21 protein-coding genes and 3 pseudogenes are annotated in these 21,851 nt (G+C 60.5%); 14 read left to right on the top strand and 10 right to left on the bottom strand.

The window, feature by feature from the left end; all coding sequences use genetic code 11:
* Window positions 1-251 precede the first annotated feature (251 nt).
* The 4 genes and pseudogenes from OKW43_RS18140 to OKW43_RS18125 all read left to right on the top strand — a co-directional run.
* A pseudogene (locus OKW43_RS18140) lies at window positions 252-588 on the top strand (DUF305 domain-containing protein); the annotation flags it as partial.
* 252 nt (window positions 589-840) lie between these two features.
* Complete coding sequence (locus tag OKW43_RS18135; RefSeq protein ID WP_429448847.1) at window positions 841-1,299, top strand: PRC-barrel domain-containing protein; 459 nt, start codon at window positions 841-843, stop codon at window positions 1,297-1,299.
* A 361-nt stretch (window positions 1,300-1,660) separates the two neighbouring features.
* A complete protein-coding gene (locus OKW43_RS18130; RefSeq protein ID WP_429448846.1) occupies window positions 1,661-1,831 on the top strand; it encodes a hypothetical protein in 171 nt (56 codons plus the stop codon).
* Window positions 1,832-1,833: 2 nt separating this feature from the next.
* Window positions 1,834-2,169, top strand: coding sequence for a hypothetical protein (locus tag OKW43_RS18125; RefSeq protein WP_429448845.1), 336 nt, complete (start codon window positions 1,834-1,836; stop codon window positions 2,167-2,169).
* 238 nt (window positions 2,170-2,407) lie between these two features.
* On the opposite strand, the gene OKW43_RS18120 is transcribed toward OKW43_RS18125, so the two are convergent.
* From OKW43_RS18120 to OKW43_RS18110, 3 genes are all read right to left on the bottom strand, one after another.
* Window positions 2,408-2,674, bottom strand: coding sequence for a hypothetical protein (locus tag OKW43_RS18120; protein ID WP_429448844.1), 267 nt, complete (start codon window positions 2,672-2,674; stop codon window positions 2,408-2,410).
* A 714-nt stretch (window positions 2,675-3,388) separates the two neighbouring features.
* Window positions 3,389-5,266, bottom strand: a complete 1,878-nt coding sequence (locus OKW43_RS18115) for a potassium transporter Kup (protein ID WP_429448842.1) — start codon at window positions 5,264-5,266, stop codon at window positions 3,389-3,391.
* A 688-nt stretch (window positions 5,267-5,954) separates the two neighbouring features.
* Window positions 5,955-6,194 (bottom strand): hypothetical protein, encoded by a 240-nt coding sequence (locus tag OKW43_RS18110; RefSeq protein WP_018419007.1) that lies wholly within the window; start codon window positions 6,192-6,194, stop codon window positions 5,955-5,957.
* A 128-nt stretch (window positions 6,195-6,322) separates the two neighbouring features.
* Here OKW43_RS18110 and OKW43_RS18105 point away from each other — a divergent pair.
* Window positions 6,323-6,523 (top strand): annotated as a pseudogene (locus OKW43_RS18105) (HU family DNA-binding protein); the annotation flags it as partial.
* 209 nt (window positions 6,524-6,732) lie between these two features.
* On the opposite strand, the gene OKW43_RS18100 reads toward OKW43_RS18105, so the two are convergent.
* From OKW43_RS18100 to OKW43_RS18085, 4 genes are all read right to left on the bottom strand, one after another.
* Window positions 6,733-7,353, bottom strand: coding sequence for a hypothetical protein (locus tag OKW43_RS18100; RefSeq protein ID WP_429448840.1), 621 nt, complete (start codon window positions 7,351-7,353; stop codon window positions 6,733-6,735).
* A gap of 176 nt (window positions 7,354-7,529) precedes the next feature.
* Entirely contained in the window at window positions 7,530-8,039 is a 510-nt protein-coding gene (locus tag OKW43_RS18095) for a hypothetical protein (RefSeq protein ID WP_429448838.1), read from the bottom strand.
* A 197-nt stretch (window positions 8,040-8,236) separates the two neighbouring features.
* Window positions 8,237-8,872, bottom strand: a complete 636-nt coding sequence (locus tag OKW43_RS18090; protein ID WP_429448836.1) for a hypothetical protein — start codon at window positions 8,870-8,872, stop codon at window positions 8,237-8,239.
* 667 nt (window positions 8,873-9,539) lie between these two features.
* The gene (locus tag OKW43_RS18085; protein WP_429448834.1) at window positions 9,540-9,746 is read right to left on the bottom strand and encodes a hypothetical protein; all 207 of its coding nucleotides are present in this window, start codon (window positions 9,744-9,746) and stop codon (window positions 9,540-9,542) included.
* Window positions 9,747-10,016: 270 nt separating this feature from the next.
* Between OKW43_RS18085 and OKW43_RS18080 the strand changes: the two genes are divergently transcribed.
* The 3 genes and pseudogenes from OKW43_RS18080 to OKW43_RS18070 all read left to right on the top strand — a co-directional run bounded on the left by OKW43_RS18080 (window position 10,017) and on the right by OKW43_RS18070 (window position 11,710).
* Entirely contained in the window at window positions 10,017-10,352 is a 336-nt protein-coding gene (locus OKW43_RS18080) for a helix-turn-helix domain-containing protein (RefSeq protein WP_429448832.1), read from the top strand.
* Between the two features lie 127 nt (window positions 10,353-10,479).
* Window positions 10,480-11,385, top strand: a pseudogene (locus tag OKW43_RS18075) (GNAT family N-acetyltransferase); the annotation flags it as partial.
* Between the two features lie 10 nt (window positions 11,386-11,395).
* The gene (locus tag OKW43_RS18070) at window positions 11,396-11,710 is read left to right on the top strand and encodes a GIY-YIG nuclease family protein (protein WP_429448830.1); all 315 of its coding nucleotides are present in this window, start codon (window positions 11,396-11,398) and stop codon (window positions 11,708-11,710) included.
* Window positions 11,711-11,716: 6 nt separating this feature from the next.
* Here the strand turns inward: OKW43_RS18070 and OKW43_RS18065 are convergent, their stop codons facing one another.
* Together OKW43_RS18065 and ppa are read right to left on the bottom strand one after the other, a co-directional pair.
* Complete coding sequence (locus OKW43_RS18065; RefSeq protein WP_187635137.1) at window positions 11,717-13,813, bottom strand: FUSC family protein; 2,097 nt, start codon at window positions 13,811-13,813, stop codon at window positions 11,717-11,719.
* Window positions 13,814-14,114: 301 nt separating this feature from the next.
* Window positions 14,115-14,642 (bottom strand): inorganic diphosphatase, encoded by a 528-nt coding sequence (gene ppa / locus OKW43_RS18060; RefSeq protein WP_187635138.1) that lies wholly within the window; start codon window positions 14,640-14,642, stop codon window positions 14,115-14,117.
* Window positions 14,643-14,939: 297 nt separating this feature from the next.
* Here ppa and OKW43_RS18055 point away from each other — a divergent pair, with 297 nt between their 5' ends.
* From OKW43_RS18055 to OKW43_RS18045, 3 genes are all read left to right on the top strand, one after another.
* Window positions 14,940-16,379 (top strand): aldehyde dehydrogenase family protein, encoded by a 1,440-nt coding sequence (locus OKW43_RS18055; protein WP_429448827.1) that lies wholly within the window; start codon window positions 14,940-14,942, stop codon window positions 16,377-16,379.
* A 49-nt stretch (window positions 16,380-16,428) separates the two neighbouring features.
* Window positions 16,429-17,187, top strand: coding sequence for an SDR family oxidoreductase (locus OKW43_RS18050; protein WP_187635140.1), 759 nt, complete (start codon window positions 16,429-16,431; stop codon window positions 17,185-17,187).
* Between the two features lie 140 nt (window positions 17,188-17,327).
* Window positions 17,328-18,647 carry an MFS transporter gene (locus OKW43_RS18045; RefSeq protein ID WP_187635141.1) on the top strand — a complete coding sequence of 440 codons (1,320 nt, stop codon included), beginning with the start codon at window positions 17,328-17,330 and terminating at the stop codon, window positions 18,645-18,647.
* 164 nt (window positions 18,648-18,811) lie between these two features.
* On the opposite strand, the gene OKW43_RS18040 is transcribed toward OKW43_RS18045, so the two are convergent.
* The gene (locus tag OKW43_RS18040; RefSeq protein WP_187635159.1) at window positions 18,812-19,744 is read right to left on the bottom strand and encodes a DMT family transporter; all 933 of its coding nucleotides are present in this window, start codon (window positions 19,742-19,744) and stop codon (window positions 18,812-18,814) included.
* Between the two features lie 128 nt (window positions 19,745-19,872).
* Between OKW43_RS18040 and OKW43_RS18035 the strand changes: the two genes are divergently transcribed.
* The 3 genes from OKW43_RS18035 (at window position 19,873) to OKW43_RS18025 (ending at window position 21,838) form a co-directional block, all read left to right on the top strand.
* Window positions 19,873-20,799, top strand: a complete 927-nt coding sequence (locus OKW43_RS18035; protein WP_429448824.1) for a LysR family transcriptional regulator — start codon at window positions 19,873-19,875, stop codon at window positions 20,797-20,799.
* Between the two features lie 83 nt (window positions 20,800-20,882).
* The gene (locus OKW43_RS18030; RefSeq protein WP_429448822.1) at window positions 20,883-21,284 is read left to right on the top strand and encodes a hypothetical protein; all 402 of its coding nucleotides are present in this window, start codon (window positions 20,883-20,885) and stop codon (window positions 21,282-21,284) included.
* Window positions 21,285-21,409: 125 nt separating this feature from the next.
* Window positions 21,410-21,838: a YciI family protein gene (locus tag OKW43_RS18025; RefSeq protein ID WP_187635144.1), complete on the top strand. Its 429-nt coding sequence runs from the start codon at window positions 21,410-21,412 to the stop codon at window positions 21,836-21,838.
* The last annotated feature ends 13 nt before the right edge of the window (window positions 21,839-21,851 follow it).

Below are 21,851 nucleotides of genomic sequence, written 5' to 3'. Positions count from 1 at the left end.
CGTCGCTCCGGCGCCCATGTACGTCGCGCCCGCCTACTACCCTGCGTACTATCCCCCTACCCGTGGTATGGCTGGCCGGGCTGGTGGGGGCCGTCGGTGTCGTTCAGCTTCGGCTACTGGGGCGGTGGACATGGCCACTGGGGCGGTCATGGCGGGCACGGGGGAGGCCATGGCCATTGAACCACCAAGTTTCGGCAATCGCGCGGCGTAATAGAAGAGACTGCAATCCAAAAGAGAAAAAGGGGACGTGTATGCGCATCCCAATCCGTCTGTCTGGACCACTGGTACTGTCGGCAGCCGTCGCACTTTCCATATCGGGACTTGGCGCACCGACTGCATCCGCCGCTGGTGCACAGGGTACAAACCCAAACGAGGCGCCGTTCATGGATGAAAACGATGCGGCAATGACGGAAGATGATGACAGACATGTCCGTCAAGCCGGCTGGCAATGTCGACCGGGACTTCGTCGCGATGATGGTGCCCCATCATCAGGAAGCCATCGACATGGCGCAGGCCGAACTGCGCTACGGACATAGCGAGCAACTGCGTCGTATCGCCCAGGAAATCGTCGTCGAGCAACAGCAGGAGAATGGGGTTTGCGCCTTCGTAAGAGGTTGTCGGCCGCGAGGCGGATGATGCACCGCTGACATTGGTCCGCGATTTCCCCGTGATGTGAGCATGCAGTTGAACCCGGACTCACTGTCAGCAAAGTCACCCGGGCGGCCAGGCCGGGAACACTCCCTCTGGCGAACAACACTGGCGCGCCGCACTCCCGGACTGGAATGAAATCAACGCGGGGATGTTGACATCCTCATCGATTTCCGGCCAGAACAATTGCTGATGGCAATCTACGACCCCAAAATACCGTCGCGCACGGGCGGTGCCGTTGCAAACATTGTCGGCGGTGGAGCGGGTGCGGGGCCAGAGCCGGAGGTGATGGCAGCGTCGACTCTGGATGGCAACAAGGCGGTCTCGTCGGACGGAGCAGAGATTGGCAAAATATCCGACATCATGCTGGACGTGCGCAGCGGCCGTGTCGCATGTGCGGTGCTCTCGGAGGGTGGCTTCCTCGGCATGGGCAGCACCCTGCACGCGATTCCGTCGAGTGCGCTGACACTGGACACTGACGAGAAGTGCTTCTTCGTCGACATAACGGCCGCACAAATCAAAAATGAGTCTGGTTTCGACAAGGACCACTGGCCATCCATGGCAGACGCGCAATGGGGCGCCACGGTCCATCAGTATTACAACCGCGACCCGTACTGGTCTGCGCCCGCGCTGTTAGCGAAGGAGACGTAACGACATTTAAGAGTTCCGTCCGCGGCCGGCAGCATGCGAAGCTGCTGCCGCCTGTCAGACAGTCGGACAGGCAGACCCGGTACATCGGGTCGTTGCCTCCCTCACGGAGGACCACCATGACGAATCGACGAAAGAGACAGACACGCGACGTGCGCCGCGACGATGATAAAGATGAACGGCCTGGAGACGCCCCGAACGCCTCTGGCTCACCGGTGCCTGACAGCGCTCCCCCACTCGTGCAGTCAGAGGACGATGACGCAATGGTTGACGAAGACGCGCCGGGGCAGGAGTCGCCGGGGCGCGGTGTTGCGCCGGAACAGACCGTTTCCAGCCAGGCACGCAACGAGCGGAGATAGCTGCAATGGACGACCGATTTGACCGACGCGAACTGCTGCTTCACCTCGGCGACATGCTCGAAGTTTTGAGCTGTTTAGCCAGGACAGGTCGGCCGGAGGCGCTGGTGGTGCAGCTTGCGAAGGAGCAGGATTTGTTACAGGACTTTGAGTTCTCCGCGCACTTGCGCGGAAGATGACAGTGGGCGAGTTCAGCGCACGCGTCGCTAGTGCGTTCTTCCTGTGGCCAAAGGAGCTGCTCGATACTGAACTCAACCGCAATGCGCTCGCGTCAACCGTTCAGCATGACCTCTTTGACGGCAACCCTGACGGCTGGAAGGCGTACGTCGCTCACATGCAGAAGAAGGTGAAGTGGTTTGGGACCGGGCTTCCCCAGCTGAGAAGGGACGCGTGGGCCGAGCCGTTGCACGACGCCGCGGAGGAAAAGAGTCCAGTCGGGGTCGCTTCGCCCGCGGAGCGGGATGCGCCCGGCGAGCTGAAGGGCGGGCCTTGTCCCGAACCAAAGCCGACGACCTGACCGATGCCGTCGCGACGTTTCTGCCAGACTCAAGGTCACCAGCGCGCCCCGGCTCAGCCTTGGCGACATCATCGTCAACGACGAAGTCTGTCTCGTGAAACGAACCGGCGACAAATTTGACGACTCTTCCGCGGGACGAAGCCGTCGACTGGTCCACGCGTTCACCGAACCTGCAGGCATGCGCTAGCAGCCGCCGTATGCCAAAACGGCTTGGGTGGGGACCCTTTTTTTCCTTGCGTTACCTACGCCTGTTTCCTATCCTCTGAACAATGGAATTAAGGAGCTTCTTGTGTCCCAGATAAGAAAAAAGATTTCCGTGATATTCACTGCTGCTCGCCTGAGTGCACTCGACGACCGTTCGGCAAGCCGGTTTCGAGGTCGGGTCGGGCAGGTCATAGCGCATGAGCCCACGGGAAAGCACGTAAGCGTCGAATTCCCGGTGGATGGTGAGCGGCGGCCTGAACGGCTTGAGCGGGTTCCGCTGGAATACCTTGAGGTCGTTCATGCGCACTCTGGCGCGGCAGCCCCCTCTCCTGCACACTCACCGCACGCTAATGCAGCTCGAATGCAGCACTCGGCAAGGTTTAAGCGAGACACCTGACGCTTTCATTAGGCCTTGGAGCCACCGCGCTTGCACTTTCAGGGGCAGCGGTGGCTCACGTCGATGTGGGACAAACTATCGGGTTTCCGGCAGCCGTTTATGTGGCGCCCGCCTGTGTATGCGCCACCGCTTACCTCTGCCGTCTATGAGCAGCCCGCCCGTACGCGCCAGCGCGAGTCATCGCGGGCCCTGAATAAGTCATCGGCTGGAATGCCGTCCGGATGCCCACCCACGCTCCGCGCACGCCGCTCAGGTGGGGCCCCTACGATGAGAACACCGAAGCCGAAGGGATGCGCGTGGCCATGATTTCCACTCCTCTCGGTTAGGAGGCGCGATTCCCGCACCTCGGTCATTTCATCATAGGGCCCGACGTGCCAACCGTCGTGGCTGCCCTCGGAGCCGCGCGTCTCGGCTGGTTAGCGGCCGGTGGAGATTTTTCGGATTTTGCGCGCCCGCCACCTATATCGCAGGCGTTCGTTCCTAACGAAGGCCGGCGCTCAATGCTCGTGGAGCGATTGGCCTCGTTCCGAGCGCTGTACAGGCAACTATCGCCACTTTTCCCAACGTGATGTTGCCAAGGACGGAGCCGAAACTCTTCGCTCGAGTCGGCATTACCCTTCAAATCTCTACCTGCGCTCCCAGTTCGATGACCCGATTGGGCGGAATCTTGAAGTAATCAGCCGCGTCGCGAGCGTTGCGAGACATCGCGGAATACAAGGCCTCCCGCCATAGCGCCATGCCGGCTTTCGGCGTGGCGAGGACTGTCTGGCGGGCGATAAAGAAGGAGGTTTGCATCGGGTTAATCGAGAGTCCAGCATGCCGACCTTTTTGCAAAGCGCGCGGTATGTCGCGCTCATCCGAGAACCCATAGTAGACGTTGACTTGATAGCAGTTGTGTCCAAGCGGGACCACCTTGATGCGTTCCCTATCCGGAACTCTGGGGATGTCGGTGGCGTACACAGTCAAAAATATCGTTCGTTCATGCAGCACTTGGTTATGCAGTAGGTTATGCAACAGCGCATGGGGTACGCCGTCACCTTCTGCACGGAAGAAGACGGCCGTACCGGGGACGCGTAGCGGTGGATTGATGAAGAGCGACTGGAGGAAGTCGTCGAGAGGGATGAGTTGGCGTTGGAGGCTTTGGAATACCAGTTCGCGCCCCCTTCGCCACGTCAGCATGAGCATGACCATCAGCGCACTGATTGTTAGAGTAAACCAGCCGCCGCTAATGATTTTCAAACTCGTGGAAGAGAACAAAGCGACGTCAATCATCAAAAAGAATCCGGTCGCTGCGACCGACAGCAACAGCGGAAATTTCCAGCCGAAACGAACAACGAAGAACGTCAGCAGCGTCGTCGTCAACATCGTAGCGGTCGCAGCAATGCCATAGGCCGAAGCCAAATTGGAAGACGAGCCGAATCCCACAACGGCCAATATGACAGCCGTGAGCTGGAGCCAATTGACGAGTGGGATGTAGATTTGCCCCTTTTGACTTTCAGAGGTCTGGCGGATGCGCATACGGGGCAGGAAGCCCAGCGCAATAGCTTGCTGAGTCACTGAAAATGCACCAGAGATTGTCGCCTGCGATGCGATAACGGTCGCCATCGTCGAGAGCACTACGAGCGGATAAACGCTCCAAGGGCCAAGTTGCAGAAAGAAAGGATTCGAAACCGCTGCCGGATTCGATAACAACAAGGCGCCTTGCCCGAGGTAATTGAGTGCCAGCGCGGGAGCGACGATAGAGAACCAGGCCAGGCGAACTGTCTTCTTGCCAAAATGGCCCATATCAGCATACAGCGCTTCCGCACCGGTGAGCGCCAGGACAACCGCACCGAGGGCGACGAAGGCCAACCACCCGTTGTGGATGAGAAAGCCGAGGGCGTGGAGCGGATTGAAGGCAATCAGAATGACCGGGTTCTTAGCGATATTAGCAACGCCCATCGCAGCAAGCGTAATGAACCAGACCAGCACAATCGGGCCGAACCATTTTCCGATACCGGCTGTGCCCCTGCGCTGCAACAAGTACAGTGCAACCAGAACGGCCAATGTCACAGAGATAACATACGGCTTAAGAGCCGGCGCGGCCACTTCCAACCCTTCAATGGCCGACAAGACTGAAATGGCTGGCGTAATCACACCGTCGCCGAAAAACAGCCCTGCGCCGACCATGCCAAGCAGCATCACCGGATAGTACCAACGGGATTTGTGAGTGACCGACGATAGCGCTAACGCGGTCATCGCCATAATGCCGCCTTCCCCTCGGTTGTCCGCCCGCAAAACAAGAGTTACGTACTTGAGCGAAATCACGATTATGAGGCCCCACAAAATCAGCGAGACCACCCCCAGCACATTGACAGGGACAAGCGAAAGACCGTGATGTTTCGCGAATACCTCCTTCATTGTGTAAAGCGGACTGGTTCCAATGTCGCCGTACACAATTCCAATGGCAGCCAGCGTCAGCGCAGCAATGCTACTTTTATTGGAGTCTGTAGTCACGACGCCGCCTCATTGTTGAGCCTCAAAGCATGTAACTGCGGAGCAAACTGCTGCTCCAGCTCACTACAACTTCTGCAACCGTCGCATCGCATCCGACCGCAACCGACCTCCGCTTACGTTCCGGCAGTTCGCCGCGACGGCGCTTCCCACCTTGTGATAGTCATTATAGGCGGGTGCCATTCTTGCCCGCTCCGAATCCGTAGCCGCGAAGTTCGCGCAAGTCTATGCATTCGGGTTGGCAGGACGCTGCATGGAAGTATGCGCACTCTAAAGCAAGACGTTGGCTTGCTGATAACTCATGGCGGTGATGGAGGTCTTCTCGGGAGCCCTTTATTAGCAATACGGCTCCGGACTGGTACAAACAAGAGCTCGCATCTCAATTGAATTCCATTCGACAACTGGTCGCAGCTCAGCCGTCACTTTCCGTGACGGCCCAGACCGGCACGAGCCTGGTCCCGGGCACGCTTCGGGCGCGGACGGATACGCGTCGTCCGTAGGTGACTGACAAAACAGCAGGCGTGCCTCCTGGGGACACCGGGGGGAATGAGCGTTCCCGCCGCGCTGACAAACTGGTCACCACCTCCGATTTCGTAGCACCTGCGCGCCGTGCGTATGGCGTCGGCGTCCCCCGCCGAGAGCGTGTCCTGGACCGCAAGAGACTCAATTGCCGACCGTTGGTCGGCAATTTTCATGGGTGCGGCTTAGCCGCCCCCGCCAGCACCCGTTCGAGCGCCATCGACCTGGCCGCTTCCTCCGCTTGCTCGGCCGTATCGAACACACTGCCCGACACATACACCCTGTGCCACTCCGGGTTATCAGACGCGTCACGGAAAATGCGAAAGCGCGCGCAGTAGCCACGTGGCGTAGCCGGTATCACGTCGATGTCGACGGACGCACCTTCTATCTGATGCCTGACGAAGCCGTCCATGCCACCCTCCTGACGCCTGCGTTGTACGCAGAAATCCTAGCATGATGGTCGCGATGCGGTAGGTGCGTTGCAGCAAACCACCGGGCATCAATCAGACGCTCGATGACTTGCACACTCGTTCGACTTGATTGACATCGGTCCACAAGAAGGGCGCGAAGGAGTTCACACTGCCCGGTCTGCTGAAGGTTGTGGCTCAGGGCGTGCCCGCCACGAAGAAGCGCTTCGGCAAGGACCCGTTCACGGGTGAAGACAAGTGGTTCGCCGCGAAACCTGCTTCAATGCGTCTGAAAGTGCGGCCGCTGAAGAAGCTGAAGGACGCCGCACTGTAAGCGAAAGTGTTCTGACGTGATAGCGCCCCTCGCGACCAAAATCCCGGGGGGCGTTTTGATTTGCGACGCACGACGTCGGCGTAGCAATTGAATAGCGCGTCGTTTTGTGAGTGAACCGGTTCTGGTTGAGCGCCCGCCATTTCCTTCTGAAGGACCAGCTCGCGCGTGAGTATGACGCACGACACTTCTCGTCCGGGCCGAAAGCCTCACTACGGTGCGACGTCATTCGACGGCGGCAAGCCTGGCGATGAAAAGCCTTCAGGCCAGCTCTTTAACCTGTCGCGTCGCCCGCTCCGAACCAGGAAGACCCTCAACCATCCGGGCCTGAGCTTTCGTGATGTCGTTGAGGGAAGCAGCGTTGAGTTGTTCACCGAATACAGCAAGAGCGGTGGATAAAGGCAAGTAATCTGCATCGCAGACACGCCACCCGCCTCCTGCGTGCTCTTCGGCGTTGATATCGGCCGCGTGGCGCACAACTGCTCCAGTTCCTTGCTGAGTGCGTCAATTTGTGCTTGCATGCCGGCCGCTCGTTTTAGTAGCTGTCCGACCTCATACCAGTAGGCATATCCTAAGTCCCCGTCCGCCAAGCCCAATTCGTGAAGCTTGCGAAGTGCAATCTCAAGGTCAATATCGTTATCCGCGTTCATGTCTTGTTCCGCTGATTTTGATGCGCAGTTGTCGCGCTCCGTAGCAGGCTTGCGCCTGAACAAAATCGCTTCGTTCACGTATCTCCTTTTGATGCGCACCACGAACAGGCTGAGTACGAACCCGACTGCCGGCACGACCAGAAGTGCGGGGTTATTGAGCGCGAAGGTCAGGAGTTCTTTCATGGCGAGCAGACGTAAGAAACTGCGGTTTCGTGCCTACGTAAGCAGCCGCGCGTATTGCTCTGCAAAGGTCGCGGCTTCCTCAACTACCGGCTCAACATTTTGGAGCCGATGCAGTAGCGGTAAGTTTCGGAGAACGAATTCCAGAATTTCTTCCACGGCCTCGAAAGGAGCTGTGCTCAGCGCTTCGTAAATTCTTCAGCGGCTTTCAGCACAGGCTTGACCTTTTTTATCGCGAGAAATTGGAGCGGCGTGGCGCCACCAAGAGCCTCTGTCGGAGTTGTGAAAAAATCCCATCTGCTCCAACCGGATGTATCGCCCAAGCTACGTAAGACCTTCGCGAAGTCGTTGTGATGAATCATGGGGGAGAGAAAAAATCCAGGGATGTACGCCTCTCCTTCGAGCTCAACGCTAAAGACTTTCCCTGAAGCGAGGGATTTGCTCAGTTTCTTCTCTGTGACACCTGCCGCTCCAATGTAGTCTTCCATATGTAGCAACTTTCCATGGTCCACGAGAGCGTGGCGCTCGGCATTTGCCGACTCACTCTGTATCGCATCCTCGTGTGTACGCAGTTTCGATTGCCGACGAATGCGCTTGCGTAAATCCTCGCCCTCTTGATGCAACGCGGGGAGGTCTAGGTTGAGTATCGTAGACACGCCGATGACTCTCCACAGCTGATTCTTAAACATACGCCCGAGCTCCTCAGCGGGGAGCTCGAGAAGTGCGTTCCAGCCTATAGGGTCACCTAGGAGGGCAGCGACAACTGCACGATGAATCGCGTGGTCTATCAGTGCCAGCCGTGCTTCTTCAGGCGAAAGAGCTTCTCGTTTTTGACGAGAGGGCCGCGGTACTCCATTGGTTGTGATTGGATTCATGGCGGTAGGTGTTAGTTGGAGACCGGTGTCGTTCTTGTGATACTAAAAAACGTCGCACTTAGCGCTTTGAGATCTGCGGCTGCAGCTAGTGCTCGCTCCACTTCCTCGCGCATCAGAAGCTTCAGTGGCGTGAGCCCTCCAAGCGACTCTGATGGCGTCGTGAAGAATTTCCATTTGCTCCAACCGGTTGAGTCACCCAAGCGCCGTACGACCTTCGCGAAATCCCTGCGGTCGACTAGACTCGATAAGGCAAAAATTGGGTAATACTGGTTGGACTCGAATTCCACAGTGAACACTCTGCACGACGCAACTTCTTCGCTTAGTTTCTGCTCGGTGATGCCTGCGGCTTTGCAAAAGTCCTCTGCAGGTAGCAGCCTTCCTTGTAGAACAAGGGAGTACCGCTCTATGTTGGCCGCAGAGACGTTAGTCAAACCCGGGAATTCCGAAGCTCGGCGGTTGGTCAGGCGGCCTCGCTTCTCGTCTTCCTCAAGAGTCGAGCATAGGTCCAAGTTCGCCAACGTAGCGGTGCCAATGACCTGGATGAGGTGTGCTTTGAAAAGGCGCCCGACTTCCGCATCCGACAGGAAAAGACTTGCTTCAGCGCCTGTTGGGTCCGACAGCATCGCCGCAACGGCGGCATTGCGCATGACATGTCGCACGTGAGTGCTCGTATTACTTCCGGACCGCGGCATATCCATCCCTATGTGTTGCTACTTCATTACCTGTGGGCGCAGGACTGAGGCGACCTCCACGCCCACTTTTGACGACAGGCCACGTCCTTCCGAGATGTGCTTGCTCAGGTGCCGGCCGTAGATTTCGAATCTCGCTTACTCACCCGTTCTCGAAGCTCAATACGTTTATCAACCGTGGCCTCTCAACGCGCCTACCGGATGCGACAGGCGAACACCGTCTTGTCTCTCCGTCGGTGGTCGAATACCAGTAGTGCACGACGTCCGAACCTTTGGCTTGAACCTCCTGCCACAGCCCACTTACTCGACAGAGCGTGACGGAAGCGTCAGCGTCACTGCGAGCCAACAGGTGAACCGAAAAGGTTACATCGCCAAGATGCAATACCAGTTCAATCAGCGCCTCGGCACCGTCCACCACCCAACCGTCCGGGCTCGCGCAGTCAGCACCGCCAGATGAGGCAACGACAAAGAAATTTAGCGTGAGGTCCGACCATCCAACGCAGCGCCACGGAAGAAGTGGCTGCATGAGCCTCTTCTTTATGGGATGTGGCTCTTCCCAACTGGAGTCAGTAAATAACATCGGACTGGCCAAAAATGATGACAGGGCTCGTGCATGCCCGCACGCTCAGATACAAACAACGGCTCCGGCGCACAAGGCGTCGGAACCGACAAGAGGCGTAAAACCGTCATCGGGTTCGAAGATTTTCAAGCGCGGCACGGAGACATCAGGCTCGACCGCGACGAGAGGAATGGGCTGAATCGGCATCAAAATATCCTTGATTGTTGCGCGCGCCACTTTGCTGGCGCCAGCACGGCTGCTTTGCGGTGCCATCCTTCCATCATGCAAAGCTGGCCTAGGAAGGCCGAGACGGTCGTCCCGACAGCATCGACGTTTGTCCTAGTTAACAGTTCGTCTCCTGCATGCGCACGTCTGCGCGCGCCAGATAACTAACAGGCTTCGTAGTTACCGGGGCACGGTCAGTCCGATGGGGGACCTTGACGTACTATCGATTTTCCCTATACGTCAACGAGATGCCACGGCAGATTCCAATTCTACGAATTACGTAGAGATTCGACAAGCGAATCCTACGATATTCGTGGAATGACAAGACAGCAATCAGCCTCTCTCTTTGGTCGGCGGCTTCGGGGTGCGCGACTGCAAGCGGATATTCCTCAAGACAAACTGGGTGTCCAGATTGGGCTCGACGAACATACGGCAAGTGCGCGTATCAGCCGATACGAAACGGGCGTGCACGAACCATCCTTTGTCGTGGCCCAGAAATTGGCAAACGCGCTACAGTTGCCGACTGCTTATTTCTATTGTGAAGACGACGACCTAGCAGAGTTGGTCCTTGCTTGGGGTCTCTTGCGAAAGTCGGAACGTAAGCAGCTCCGAAAGATGGTCGAAGCGACTATCGCCAGCCATACGGCAAGATGAGTAAGGCAGATGCAAGTTATGTAATTTCGCGAGCCACGGTGAGATTTGAAAGGTAATTGACACATAAATGCCACGAAACTACCTCGCCCTACCCGTTCAAAAAAACCCCAAAATGCCCCCGGCCACATATGTGTTCGACTGGGCCTGGGCCGACGCGTACAAGCGCAACGGCCTGCCCTATTACCCGAAGCTGTTGTGCGCGGTGCCGTTCACGCCGGTGCAGGGCAACCGGCTGCTGTCGACGAATGAGCACGCGTTGCGTCATCTCGCGGCCACGTTGATGGCGTTCGCCGAGCAGGCCGAAGTGTCGTCGCTGCATGTGCTGTTTCCGACGCAACGCGAAGCGGACGCGCTCACCGATATCGGCATGATGCAACGCGAAGGCGTGCAGTTTCACTGGCTCAACGACGGCTATCGCGACTTCGAAGACTTTCTGTCGACGCTCGAACAGAAGAAGCGCAAGAACATCCGCGCCGAACGTCGCAAGGTGCGCGACGCGGGCGTCACGATGCGAAGGATCCGCGGCGAAGACATCAAGGATGCCGACTGGCGCTTCTTCAGCAAGTGCTATCGGCAAACCTATCGCGAGCATTTCTCGAGTCCGTATCTGAACCTCGATTTCTTCCGGATGATCGGCGCGTCGATGCCTGAGAATCTGCTGCTCGTGATCGCCGAATACGAGGGCAAGCCGATCGCCAGCTCGCTCGTCGTCTATCAGCGCGACGACAAGACCGGCGGCACCTTGTATGGTCGCTACTGGGGCGCGCTCGAACACGTGCCGTGTCTGCACTTCGAAACCGCGTACTATCAGCCGCTCGAATTCTGCATCGAAGCAAAGCTCGGCGCATTCGAAGGCGGCGCGCAGGGCGAGCACAAGATGGCGCGCGGCTTTCTGCCGACGGTCACGCGCTCGGCGCATTGGCTCGCGCATCCGGCGTTCGCCGACGCGGTCGGTCATTTCCTCGATAACGAAAAGAACAGCATCCACGCGTACGTGGACGAGCTGCGCGAACACAATCCGTTCAAAGGCTAGAAGCGCGGTCATGGCGTGGTTTCTCTATCTGCTCGAATGCTCGGACGGCAGCGTCTATACCGGCATCGCGACCGATGTCGCCGCGCGCTTCGACAAACACGTGAGCGGCACGGGCGCGCGTTATACGCGCTCGCGCAAGCCGGTGCGGCTGCTGGCGTCGTTCGAGCTGGCGGACCGGTCGCGCGCGTCGAGCGCCGAGTATTGGGTCAAGCGGCTCACGGCGGCGGATAAGCGCGCGCTGGCCGCCGGGGTGTTCACGCTGCAGTCGGTGTTGCCGGTGGTGGCGGCAAATGCTGACGCCGAAGACGGCGATAGTTCCAGTTGAGTCGGGCTATCCCCTCGCTTCCCGCATCCTCTCCGTCAACAGCCGATGCACACGCGCCAGTTCGCCAACCACGTCCGCCTCCAGCGACGTCAACTGCTCGCGCGCGGGCAATTCGAGCCAGACCGGCCGTAACGTGCGGTTCAACGCGGCCTCGATCGCCGCACTCATCGCCGCGACCCATTCGTCGAGTTCGTTATGCATGTCGCGACGGTTCGCGGTGAGGCGCAGCTGCGTCGCGGTGCCCGCCATTCGCCGCAGCAGACTCAGCATCGTCAGCGTGACCGTATCGGCCATCGAGTCCTCGAGCTTTTCGAGGCGCACGCGGCCGATCGCTTCTTCCGCGTTGTTGCTGGCGAGACCCGCGGCGCGGCGCAACTGCTCGATCTCCTTGCCGCTGTGCCGAGGCGCTTCGAGCGACGCGCGCAGATACGCGAGATTCGCGCGCACCGCGTCGCCGAGATAAACGCGCAGGTCGAGCTTCTCGCGCGTCGGCCATAGAAGGAACGTCGCAAGCAGCGCGAGCACGCAGCCGAGCACGTTGTTGCCGAGCCGCGTCAGCGCGAACGCCAACTCGTTGGCGCCCGGCGTCGCGAAGTCGGCGACCAGCACGAAGGCCGGCGTCAGGAACAGCACGAACAGGCTGTAGCTGACGGGGCGCAGCGCCATCGTCGCCATCACGAGCGGGAACACGGCGAGCGAGATGCCGAGCGGCGAATGAATCGCATAGCCGATCGCCGCCGCAAGCACGCCGCCGACGATGCTGCCCGCCGCGCGCTCGACGCTGCGCGGCCACGTCGCCGCAATCGACGGCTGCAGGATCAGCACCGTCGCCATCGTCGCCCAGTAGCCGAATGGCAGACCAAGCGCGCGAATCACGACGAAGCCCGCCGTCGTCGTCACGCCGACACGCGCCGCATGGCGCAAGCCGACCGACTGCCACGACAGGTTCGCCTTCAGCGTCGACCAGGCGCGCGCGGTGTAACGCGCGACACACGCGCCCCACGGCTCGACGTGCACCTCACGCGGTGCGAAATCGACGAGCTCGAAACCGGATAACAGCTTCACCGGTTCGGGCAACGCGCTTTCGAGCCGATCCGCGAGGCGCCGCAGACGCGCCTGCGGATCGGCGAGACGTTCCCAGCGCGCGTCGCCGGTCGCGCTGCCGATGTCGCTGAGCACTACGCCGATCGCATTCAGCAAGCGCGCCGCGCGTTGCGTGCGGCGCCGATCGTCGGGCACTTTCTCGCCCGCGCCCGACACCGCGATCAGATAGGCGAACAACGCTTCGCCGTCGGTCAACAAGCCAAGCAACGTGTCATAGACGGCAGCGCCGCCCGCTTTCGAGGCGGGCACGCTCGCGAGCGCGTCGCGTGAACGTTCGAGCGACGCGCGCGCATCGGCGCGAAAGCGCGCGGCATGCGTGGCCCATTCGCGCGGCGCGGCACGTTCGCCGACCAGACGCGCGCTATCGAAGGCGACATCGGCGAGGCGCAGATACACCGCGCGCAACGACGCGCGGCTCGTGCCGAACGGATGGATGCGCCACACGGTCAGGCTCAGCACGATCGCGAACAGGCAGCCGACCAGATAGACGCCGAGAAACGCGACACCCGCGCGCGCGTCGTGCATCGGCCGATCGACCATCACGACGCAGGCGGTCGCCGCGAGGATCGTCACCTGCGAGGTGGCCGCTCCCCAGATGCGGCCGAACGCGCCGAGCGTCGCGAACGCGAGCACCGCGAGCGCTGCCAGCGCGTTGCCCGACGCGGACGCGAAAGCGGTGACGCCGCCGCACAGCGTCGACAGCAGCGCAAAGCTCATCATCGACATGAAGCGCGCGCGGTTCGAGCCAGCCGCATCGGCGAGGCAGGTCCAGAAAGCGCCGATCGCGGCCCATGCGAACACCGGATCGTGCAGCAGGTTGCCGAGCGCCAGCATCGCGGTCGACGCGCACGCCGCTCGCAGGCCCTCCGACAGACTCGCCTCGCTCGCCGCGAACGACACCATCCAGACCGGCCGCTTGCGGTAGATCGCGGTGACGACCGAGTGCAGCCGGGTCGACCAGCGCGGCGACGTCGAGTGGGACTTGCTGCGGTTCATCATCCGGACAGTGCTTTTTTGAAGTGATGGAAACCCGCGGGGATCGAGCAGTGAGTTCGCGCGCGAGGTCGTGCGGCGAATGATAAGGGTTTACACCTAAATATAAAAATGCGTTCCGTTCATCGTGGCGATGCATTCGGGTTATGCGCATTATGTGCAACACGAAGCGTGCGACACGAAAATGGTGGGCGCTCATTTCACGCTAGTCGAACGCCGCACAAATCGCATGAAAAAACCGCGCGGTCCTTGCGGACTCGCGCGGTTTTCGTACTGCATGCAGCGAGCGGACGAACCGCGGCGCGGCTTAGTTCTTGTAGTTCGCCACGCCTTCGCTGATTTCCTTGTGGGCGGCATCAACGTCGGCCCAGCCTTCGACCTTGACCCACTTGCCTTTTTCGAGCGCCTTGTACTGCTCGAAGAAGTGCTTGATCTGGTCCTTCAGGTACGCGGGCACGTCGTCGACCGAATTCAGGTTCGCCGTCATCGGGCAGATCTTGTCGTGCGGCACGGCGATCAGCTTCGCGTCGACGCCCGACTCATCGGTCATCTGCAGCATGCCGAGCGCGCGGGCGCGCACGACCGAGCCTGCCAGCAGCGGGAACGGCGTGATCACCAGCACGTCGACCGGGTCGCCGTCGCCCGACAGCGTCTTCGGAATGAAGCCGTAGTTGGCCGGATAGCGCATGCCGGTGCCGATGAAACGGTCGACCACGAGCAGGCCCAGGTCCTTGTCGGCTTCGTACTTCACCGGATCGCTTTGCGCCGGGATTTCGATGATGACGTTGAAATCGTGCGGAAGGTCTTTGCCTGCGGGAACGTGATTGAAGCTCATGAGCGCTCTCTGAAGGGGAATAAATCGGAAGGCGGCGAACGGCGCGCGGGCTGCGGATACGGTGCGAACTGTGTGCGAACCGCAAACGCCGAACCCTGAAACCCTGTTGCAACGAACGACGGGGCCACGCACCGGACCGTGCGGAATGCGCCATTATAGCCAATCGGCAGATGGCAACCGCGGTTGGATCGGCGCGATAATCGTCTGGCGACTCACGCTTCCCGTCTCTATCGTTTTGTGTTTCCCCTTCGAATCCGCGCCGCCGCACGCCGGCCGCGCCATCTTCAAGGAGCATGCATGGAAGAAGCCCGGCATTTCATCGGCGGCGAGTGGTGCGCCGCTTCCGGCGGCGAATCGATCGCCGTACTCGATCCGTCGGACGGCCAGCCGTTCACGCGCATCGCGCGCGGCACCGAGGCCGATATCGACACCGCCGTGCACGCGGCGCGCCGCGCGTTCGACGGCGCATGGGGCGCGCTGAGCGCCGCCGAGCGCGGCCGCGTACTGTACCGGCTGTCGCTGCTGGTGGCCGCGCGCCAGGAAGACCTTGCGCAGCTCGAAGCGCGCGACACCGGCAAGCCGCTCAGGCAGGCGCGCGCCGACGCCGCCGCCCTCAGCCGCTATTTCGAGTACTACGCCGGCGCGGCCGACAAGCTGCATGGCGAAACCCTGCCCTACCAGTCCGGCTACACGGTGCTGACGCTTCGCGAACCGCACGGCGTAACCGGCCACATCGTGCCGTGGAACTATCCGATGCAGATTGTCGGGCGCAGCGTCGGCGCGGCGCTCGCAACCGGCAACGCGTGCGTCGTCAAACCGGCCGAGGACGCGTGCCTGTCGGTGCTGCGTGTCGCCGAACTCGCCGCCGAAGCCGGCCTGCCGGTTGGCGCGCTAAATATCGTGACCGGCTATGGACACGAAGCGGGCGCCGCGCTCGCGCGTCATGCGGGCATCGATCACATCTCGTTCACGGGATCGCCCGAAACCGGCAAGCTCGTCACCCAGATGGCCGCCGAGAACCATGTGCCGGTCACGCTCGAACTCGGCGGCAAGTCGCCGCAAATCGTGTTCGCCGACGCCGATCTCGACGCCGCGCTGCCGGTGCTGATCTCCGCGATCGTGCAGAACGCCGGGCAAACCTGTTCGGCGGGCAGCCGCGTGCTGATCGACCAGGCGATTTACGAGCCGCTGCTCGACAGGCTCACCAACGCATTCCAGGCGCTGCGCGTCGGGCCATCGACTGCCGATCTCGACTGCGGGCCGCTGATCAGCGCGAAACAACAGCAGCGCGTGTGGGACTTCCTGTCCGATGCGCAGCACGACGGCATCGCGATGGCCGCGCACGGCGAAGTGGTTCCCGAAGCGCCCGAAAGCGGCTTCTATCAGGCGCCGACGTTGCTGCGCGACGTGCCCGCGAGCCACCGGCTCGCGCGCGACGAAGTATTCGGTCCGGTGCTCGCCGCGATGTCGTTCCGCGACGAAGACGAAGCGCTCGCGCTCGCGAACGGCACGCAGTTCGGGCTCGTCGCCGGTATCTGGACACGCGACGGCGCGCGCCAGATGCGGCTCGCGCGACGCGTGCGCTCGGGCCAGGTGTTCATCAACAACTATGGCGCGGGCGGCGGCGTCGAGTTGCCGTTCGGCGGCGTCAAGCATTCGGGGCATGGTCGCGAGAAAGGCTTCGAGGCCCTGTATGGCTTTACGGTGCTGAAGACGATTGCGATCCGGCACGGCTAGCGGATCCGGCACACGCAGCGCTCTATCCATCACAAACAACGGAGACATCATGCGGCTGACAGGTAAAACGGCCATCGTCACGGGCGGCGGTTCGGGTTTCGGCGAAGGCATCGCGAAGACCTTTGCGCGCGAAGGCGCGAACGTCGTGGTCAACGACCTCGACGGACCGGCCGCTGAACGCGTCGCGAGCGAGATCGCGATTGCGGGCGGCAAGGCGATCGCGGTGCCCGGCAACGTCGCGCAACGCGACGACTGGCGCACGCTGCGCGAGGCCGCGCTCGAAGACTTCGGCAGCGTGCAGATCATTGTCAACAACGCGGGCACCACGCATCGCAACAAGCCGGTGCTCGAAGTGACCGAGGCCGAGTTCGACCGCGTCTATGCGGTGAACGTGAAGAGCATCTACTGGAGCGTGCAGGAGTTCGTGCCGTATTTTCGCGAGCAAGGCGGCGGCAGCTTCATCAATATCGCGTCGACGGCGGGCGTGCGGCCGCGGCCGGGGCTCGTCTGGTACAACGGCAGCAAGGGCGCGGTGATCATCGCGAGCAAGTCGCTCGCGGTCGAGCTCGGGCCGGAGCGGATTCGCGTGAACTGCGTGAATCCGGTGATCGGTGAGACCGCGTTGCTGGCCGAATTCATGGGCGTCGAGGATACGCCGCAGAATCGGCAGAAGTTTCTGGCGGGGATTCCGCTCGGGCGGTTTTCGACGCCGCAGGACATTGCGAATGCCGCGCTGTATCTGGCTTCGGATGAGGCGGAGTTTATTACCGGCGTGTGCCTCGAAGTGGATGGGGGGCGCTGCGTGTAGCGGTAAGCGAAGCGCTGCGCATGCGTTGCGTGCGCAGTCAGTGTTTCCCCCCAATATGCATTCGTCGTGCAAAAGAGCCGGCGCGGCTAGAATCGATCGGCGGCGATACTTCAATTCCATAAAAATGAGGAGACACAGTCATGGCTAGTCCTGCAGATCCGCTGCACCATCCCGGCGCTGGCGCGCCGGGTTCGACGTTCGAAGAAGCCACCTACCGCAAGGTCTCGTGGCGGCTCGCGCCGCTTCTGATGCTCTGCTACATCGTCGCGTATCTGGACCGCGTGAACGTCGGCTTCGCCAAGTTGGGAATGAGCACCGACCTCGGCTTGAGCGACGCGGTGTACGGCTTCGGCGCGGGGATTTTCTTTCTCGGCTATTTCATCTTCGAAGTGCCGAGCAACGTGATCCTGCACAAGGTCGGCGCGCGCGTGTGGATCGCGCGGATCATGATTTCGTGGGGCGTGATCTCGATGCTGACGATGCTCGTCACCACGCCGACGATGTTTTATGTGATGCGCTTTCTGCTCGGGCTGGCCGAGGCGGGGTTCTTTCCTGGCATCATTTTGTACCTCACCTACTGGTATCCGGCGCATCGGCGCGGGCGGATGACGACCTGGTTTATGACCGCGATTGCGTTGTCGGGGGTGATTGGTGGACCTGTTTCGGGTTATATCCTGAAGAACTTCAACGGCGTGAATGGGTGGCACGGGTGGCAGTGGCTGTTTCTGCTCGAAGGGGTGCCGTCGGTGCTCGTCGGGATCATCGTGTTTGTGATGCTCGATGATCGGATTTCGAAGGCGAAGTGGCTCACTCGTGAAGAGCGGCAGTTGCTTGAGAGTCAAGTATCGGCTGAAGAAGCGACCAAGCACGATATGCCGATTCGGCAAGTGCTCACTAGTGGGCGAGTGTTGATGTTGAGCCTCACCTATTTCTCGTTTGTGATGGGGCTTTATGGGGTGAGCTTCTGGTTGCCGACGATTATCAAATCCACCGGCGTCACCGATGCGTTCGTGATCGGCCTGCTGTCGGCGGTGCCGTTTGCCGCAGCCGTCGTGGCGATGGTGTTCGTGGCGCGAAGTGCGGATCGGTCGCGGGAGCGTCGGTGGCATATTGCGGTGCCGGCGTTTGCTGGGGCTGTCGGGCTCGTGCTTTCCGTCGTTTGGACGCATAACACCGTGCTGGCCATGGCGGGGTTGACGCTGGCTACGATGGGCATCCTGACCACGTTGCCGTTGTTCTGGAGTCTGCCTACGGCGATTCTGGCGGGCACCGGCGCCGCTGCCGGGATTGCGATGATTAATTCGATCGGGAATCTTGCGGGTTTCCTGAGTCCTTACGCTGTGGGGTGGTTGAAGCAGGTTACCGCAGCTAATGATTCGGGAATGTATATGCTCGCGGCTTTTATGGTGCTCGGCGGTTTGCTTGCTATTAGTGTGCCGGCGAAGATGGTTGATAAATAAACCGGGTTCGCCGAAGTAACATCGAATCACAGATGCAGGCCGACTTTTGCCAACAGCATGAGGCATGGGTCGGCCACCAAGGGACGCTCGACGGGGCTGTATACATCGTCGGCAGCCGCTTTTCGTCTCGCGTGACGCTAAACCATAGCGGACGATGTGCGCCGTCACGCGTCGTTAGAGACCACCGGATGCATATCGACAGGGGGGTTGACGCTCCTTTGCCAGGGGACTGTCGCCAGTACAGACGCAAATACCATCAGCCCCCCTCCAAGCCAGCCCCATATCGAAAGCTGCTCCCCAAGCCATGTGTACGCGAACAGCGCGCCAAACGCCGGTTCGCTTCCCATCAACAGCGCCACGCGAGTTGGGCTACTGCGTTTAACGGCAAAATTTTGCGCGAAGAAGGCGAACAGCGTGCATGCGAGCACCAGATAACCGATGCTCACCCAGAACATGCCATGCCCGGCCAGCGTCGGCAGCGGACGCCATTGTTGAGGCGCGCACACCAGAGCAGCGACAAGACTGCCGAGCGCGACCGTGCCTGCCTGAACCGCCGTCACCGACAAGGGCGCAAGCGCCGAGTCGCGCATCACACGCTTGGTCACGCACACCATCAATGCACGGAGCAGTGCAGCCAGAAGAATCAGCGCGTCGCCCGCCGTCGGGATGAACACGCCACCACTCACCAATGAGGCGCCCGCCAACGACAAGACAACGGCCAACCACTCGCCGCTCGACGGCTTTCTTCGCAGCAGCCCCCATTCGACGATTGGCGTCAGCACGACACACAAGCTGATGAGAAACGCCGCGTTTGACGCGCGTGTCATTGATATTCCGAACGTCTCCGACAAAAAGATGCCTAGCAGTAGTCCGCCCGTCCCCAAACTACCGACTATCGCGGACGCCTTGGCATACCGGAGCGAACGCAATGCAGGCAACAACAAAAAGAACGTCAACCCAAAGCGCAGTGCCAGCAGCCCCAACACGGGATAGAACGCGAGGGCGCCTTTCACGACCCCGTAGCTGGTGCCCCACACCATCGCGACTGCCAGCAGCATCAGGTCCGATATCCAGAGCCAGCGTTTTTGATGCGACACGATGGATTCTCCGTTTCTGGTCGAGGAACCCTGATTGTCGAGTATTGCGAACTGAACCATAATCGGTGCATGCCGCACATCAGTTATGTCGAGAACGCACAGATGCGGCCGTCGTCGCGAGTATGCCAATGAATCCCGTTGAACTTTTTGCGCTGTTACCTGACATGGCGACTTTTGCGCGCGTGGTCGATGCCGGCAACTTCTCGGTAGCCGCGCGACGGCTAGGCAGCACGCCGTCGACAGTCAGCCGGCAGATCAAACGCCTTGAAGAAGCGCTTGGCACGCGATTGCTGGAGCGATCGACGCGCAGCATCCGGGTGACCGATACGGGCGCACAGGTCTACCGGTATTGCAGCGACATGGTCGGAGCGGCATCGGGGGCCGTCGATATCGCCGGACAAGGGGTTGGCGAGCCGACAGGTAAGGTCCGAGTCAGTGCACCGATCGCATTCGCACGATCCGTCGTTCATCCGCTGATCCCCGAGTTTCTGCGTAGCTGGCCGGACGTGGACGTGCAGCTGATGTTCGAGGACCGCGAAGTCGATCCGTTACGTGAGGACGTCGATATTGTGATTCGACTGACCCGTTCGCCTCCGTTGGGCCTGGCTGCCCGGCGACTCGGAACCGTGAAATGGCTGCTGTGCGCGTCGCCCGCTTATCTCGACGCACGCGGGGAGCCAGTCGAGCCGCGTGATCTCGCACGCCACGAATGTCTTTACCTGGGGGAAACGGTCGATGACAATCGATGGCATTTCCGGCGCGGCACAGAAACTCAGTCGCTTGAGGTGAGGGGGCGTTATATCGCGAATCATGCAGGGGCCCGTCTTGATGCAGCGTTGCAGGATTGGGGCATTGCGAGCTTGCCCGACTTTGCCGCTGCGCAGGCACTGCGGCGAGGCAGTCTCGTTCAGATTCTCGTCGATTGGGAATTCGAGGCGCGCCCGTATATGGGTCCCGTCTGGCTGCTGTATCCGCCTAATCGCTTCCTTCCGTCGAAGGTGCGAGCGCTGATCGATTACCTCGCCAGCCACCTGGTCGACACCACGAATGAATGAATGTTTTGGGTCGTGCCTTCAGCATGCAACGCATCTCGGACGACCGTCCGCGGCTGGGCGCGGGAGATATCGTGGAGTATTTCATGAGAAGTGCACTGAAACGCCGCTTCAAACTGTTTATCCAGCGTTTCTGGCAGCCAACTAGCGCATGCATGACCTGCATGCCCGGGAGCTGGGGCAACGTCCTGAGCCTGACTCACTGGGCGATCGCATTCAAAACCGGCCTGTTCACCGGTCTGCTGGCCCTGCTGCTCACCTTCACGCCAGCGGCGAAGTGGTACGGGAATCGCTATGGCAACGCACTGCTCGTCGGCTGTCTGACCGCAATCGGCGATGCCTACTCTCACTTTAGCCAGTATCGCATTCATGCTCTCGAACACATTGCGACGGGGGTGATGTCAGGTCTGTTTGCGCTCCTTGCGTCGTACGTGTTCGAGGACCGCGCGCGCCGCGTACGCACGCTATGGTCGCGCTTGTTCGGATAATTCAACCCCGCTTGCATGTCGCGGAGACTCGACTTGCGCATGTCGATTTCTCCCACGATCATTCGTCGTAGTCACGGGAGGCGGCTTTGCCTCCGAACAATATCGTCTTCAAAGGAGAGACCCGAATGCGTGTCATGGTCATCATCAAGGCAACCCCCGAATCCGAAGCCGGGCAAATGCCAGGCATGGAACTCATCGCGGCGATGGGCAAATACAACGAGGAGCTCGTGAAGGCAGGGATCATGCAAGGCGGCGACGGGCTCAAACCGAGTTCCGCAGGCGTACGCGTGAAGTTTTCCGGGAAAGACAGAACCGTCGTTGACGGTCCATTTGCCGAGGTCAAGGAATTGATCGCGGGGTATTGGCTCTGGCAGGTTCAATCGATGGACGAAGCAATCGAATGGGTGAAGCGTTGTCCGAATCCAATGGTGAGTGATTCAGAGATCGAGATTCGGCCTTTCTTTGAACCCGCGGACTTTGGCGAGGCCTTTACGCCTGAACTCCAGGAACAGGAAAAGCGTCTGCGACAACAGATCGAAGGGCAGACCCGCTGACAATTTTGTTTTC

This window comes from Paraburkholderia sp. WC7.3g, from assembly GCF_050436345.1.
Lineage (GTDB): Bacteria > Pseudomonadota > Gammaproteobacteria > Burkholderiales > Burkholderiaceae > Paraburkholderia > Paraburkholderia podalyriae.
This window is presented reverse-complemented; position numbering and strand designations above follow the sequence as displayed.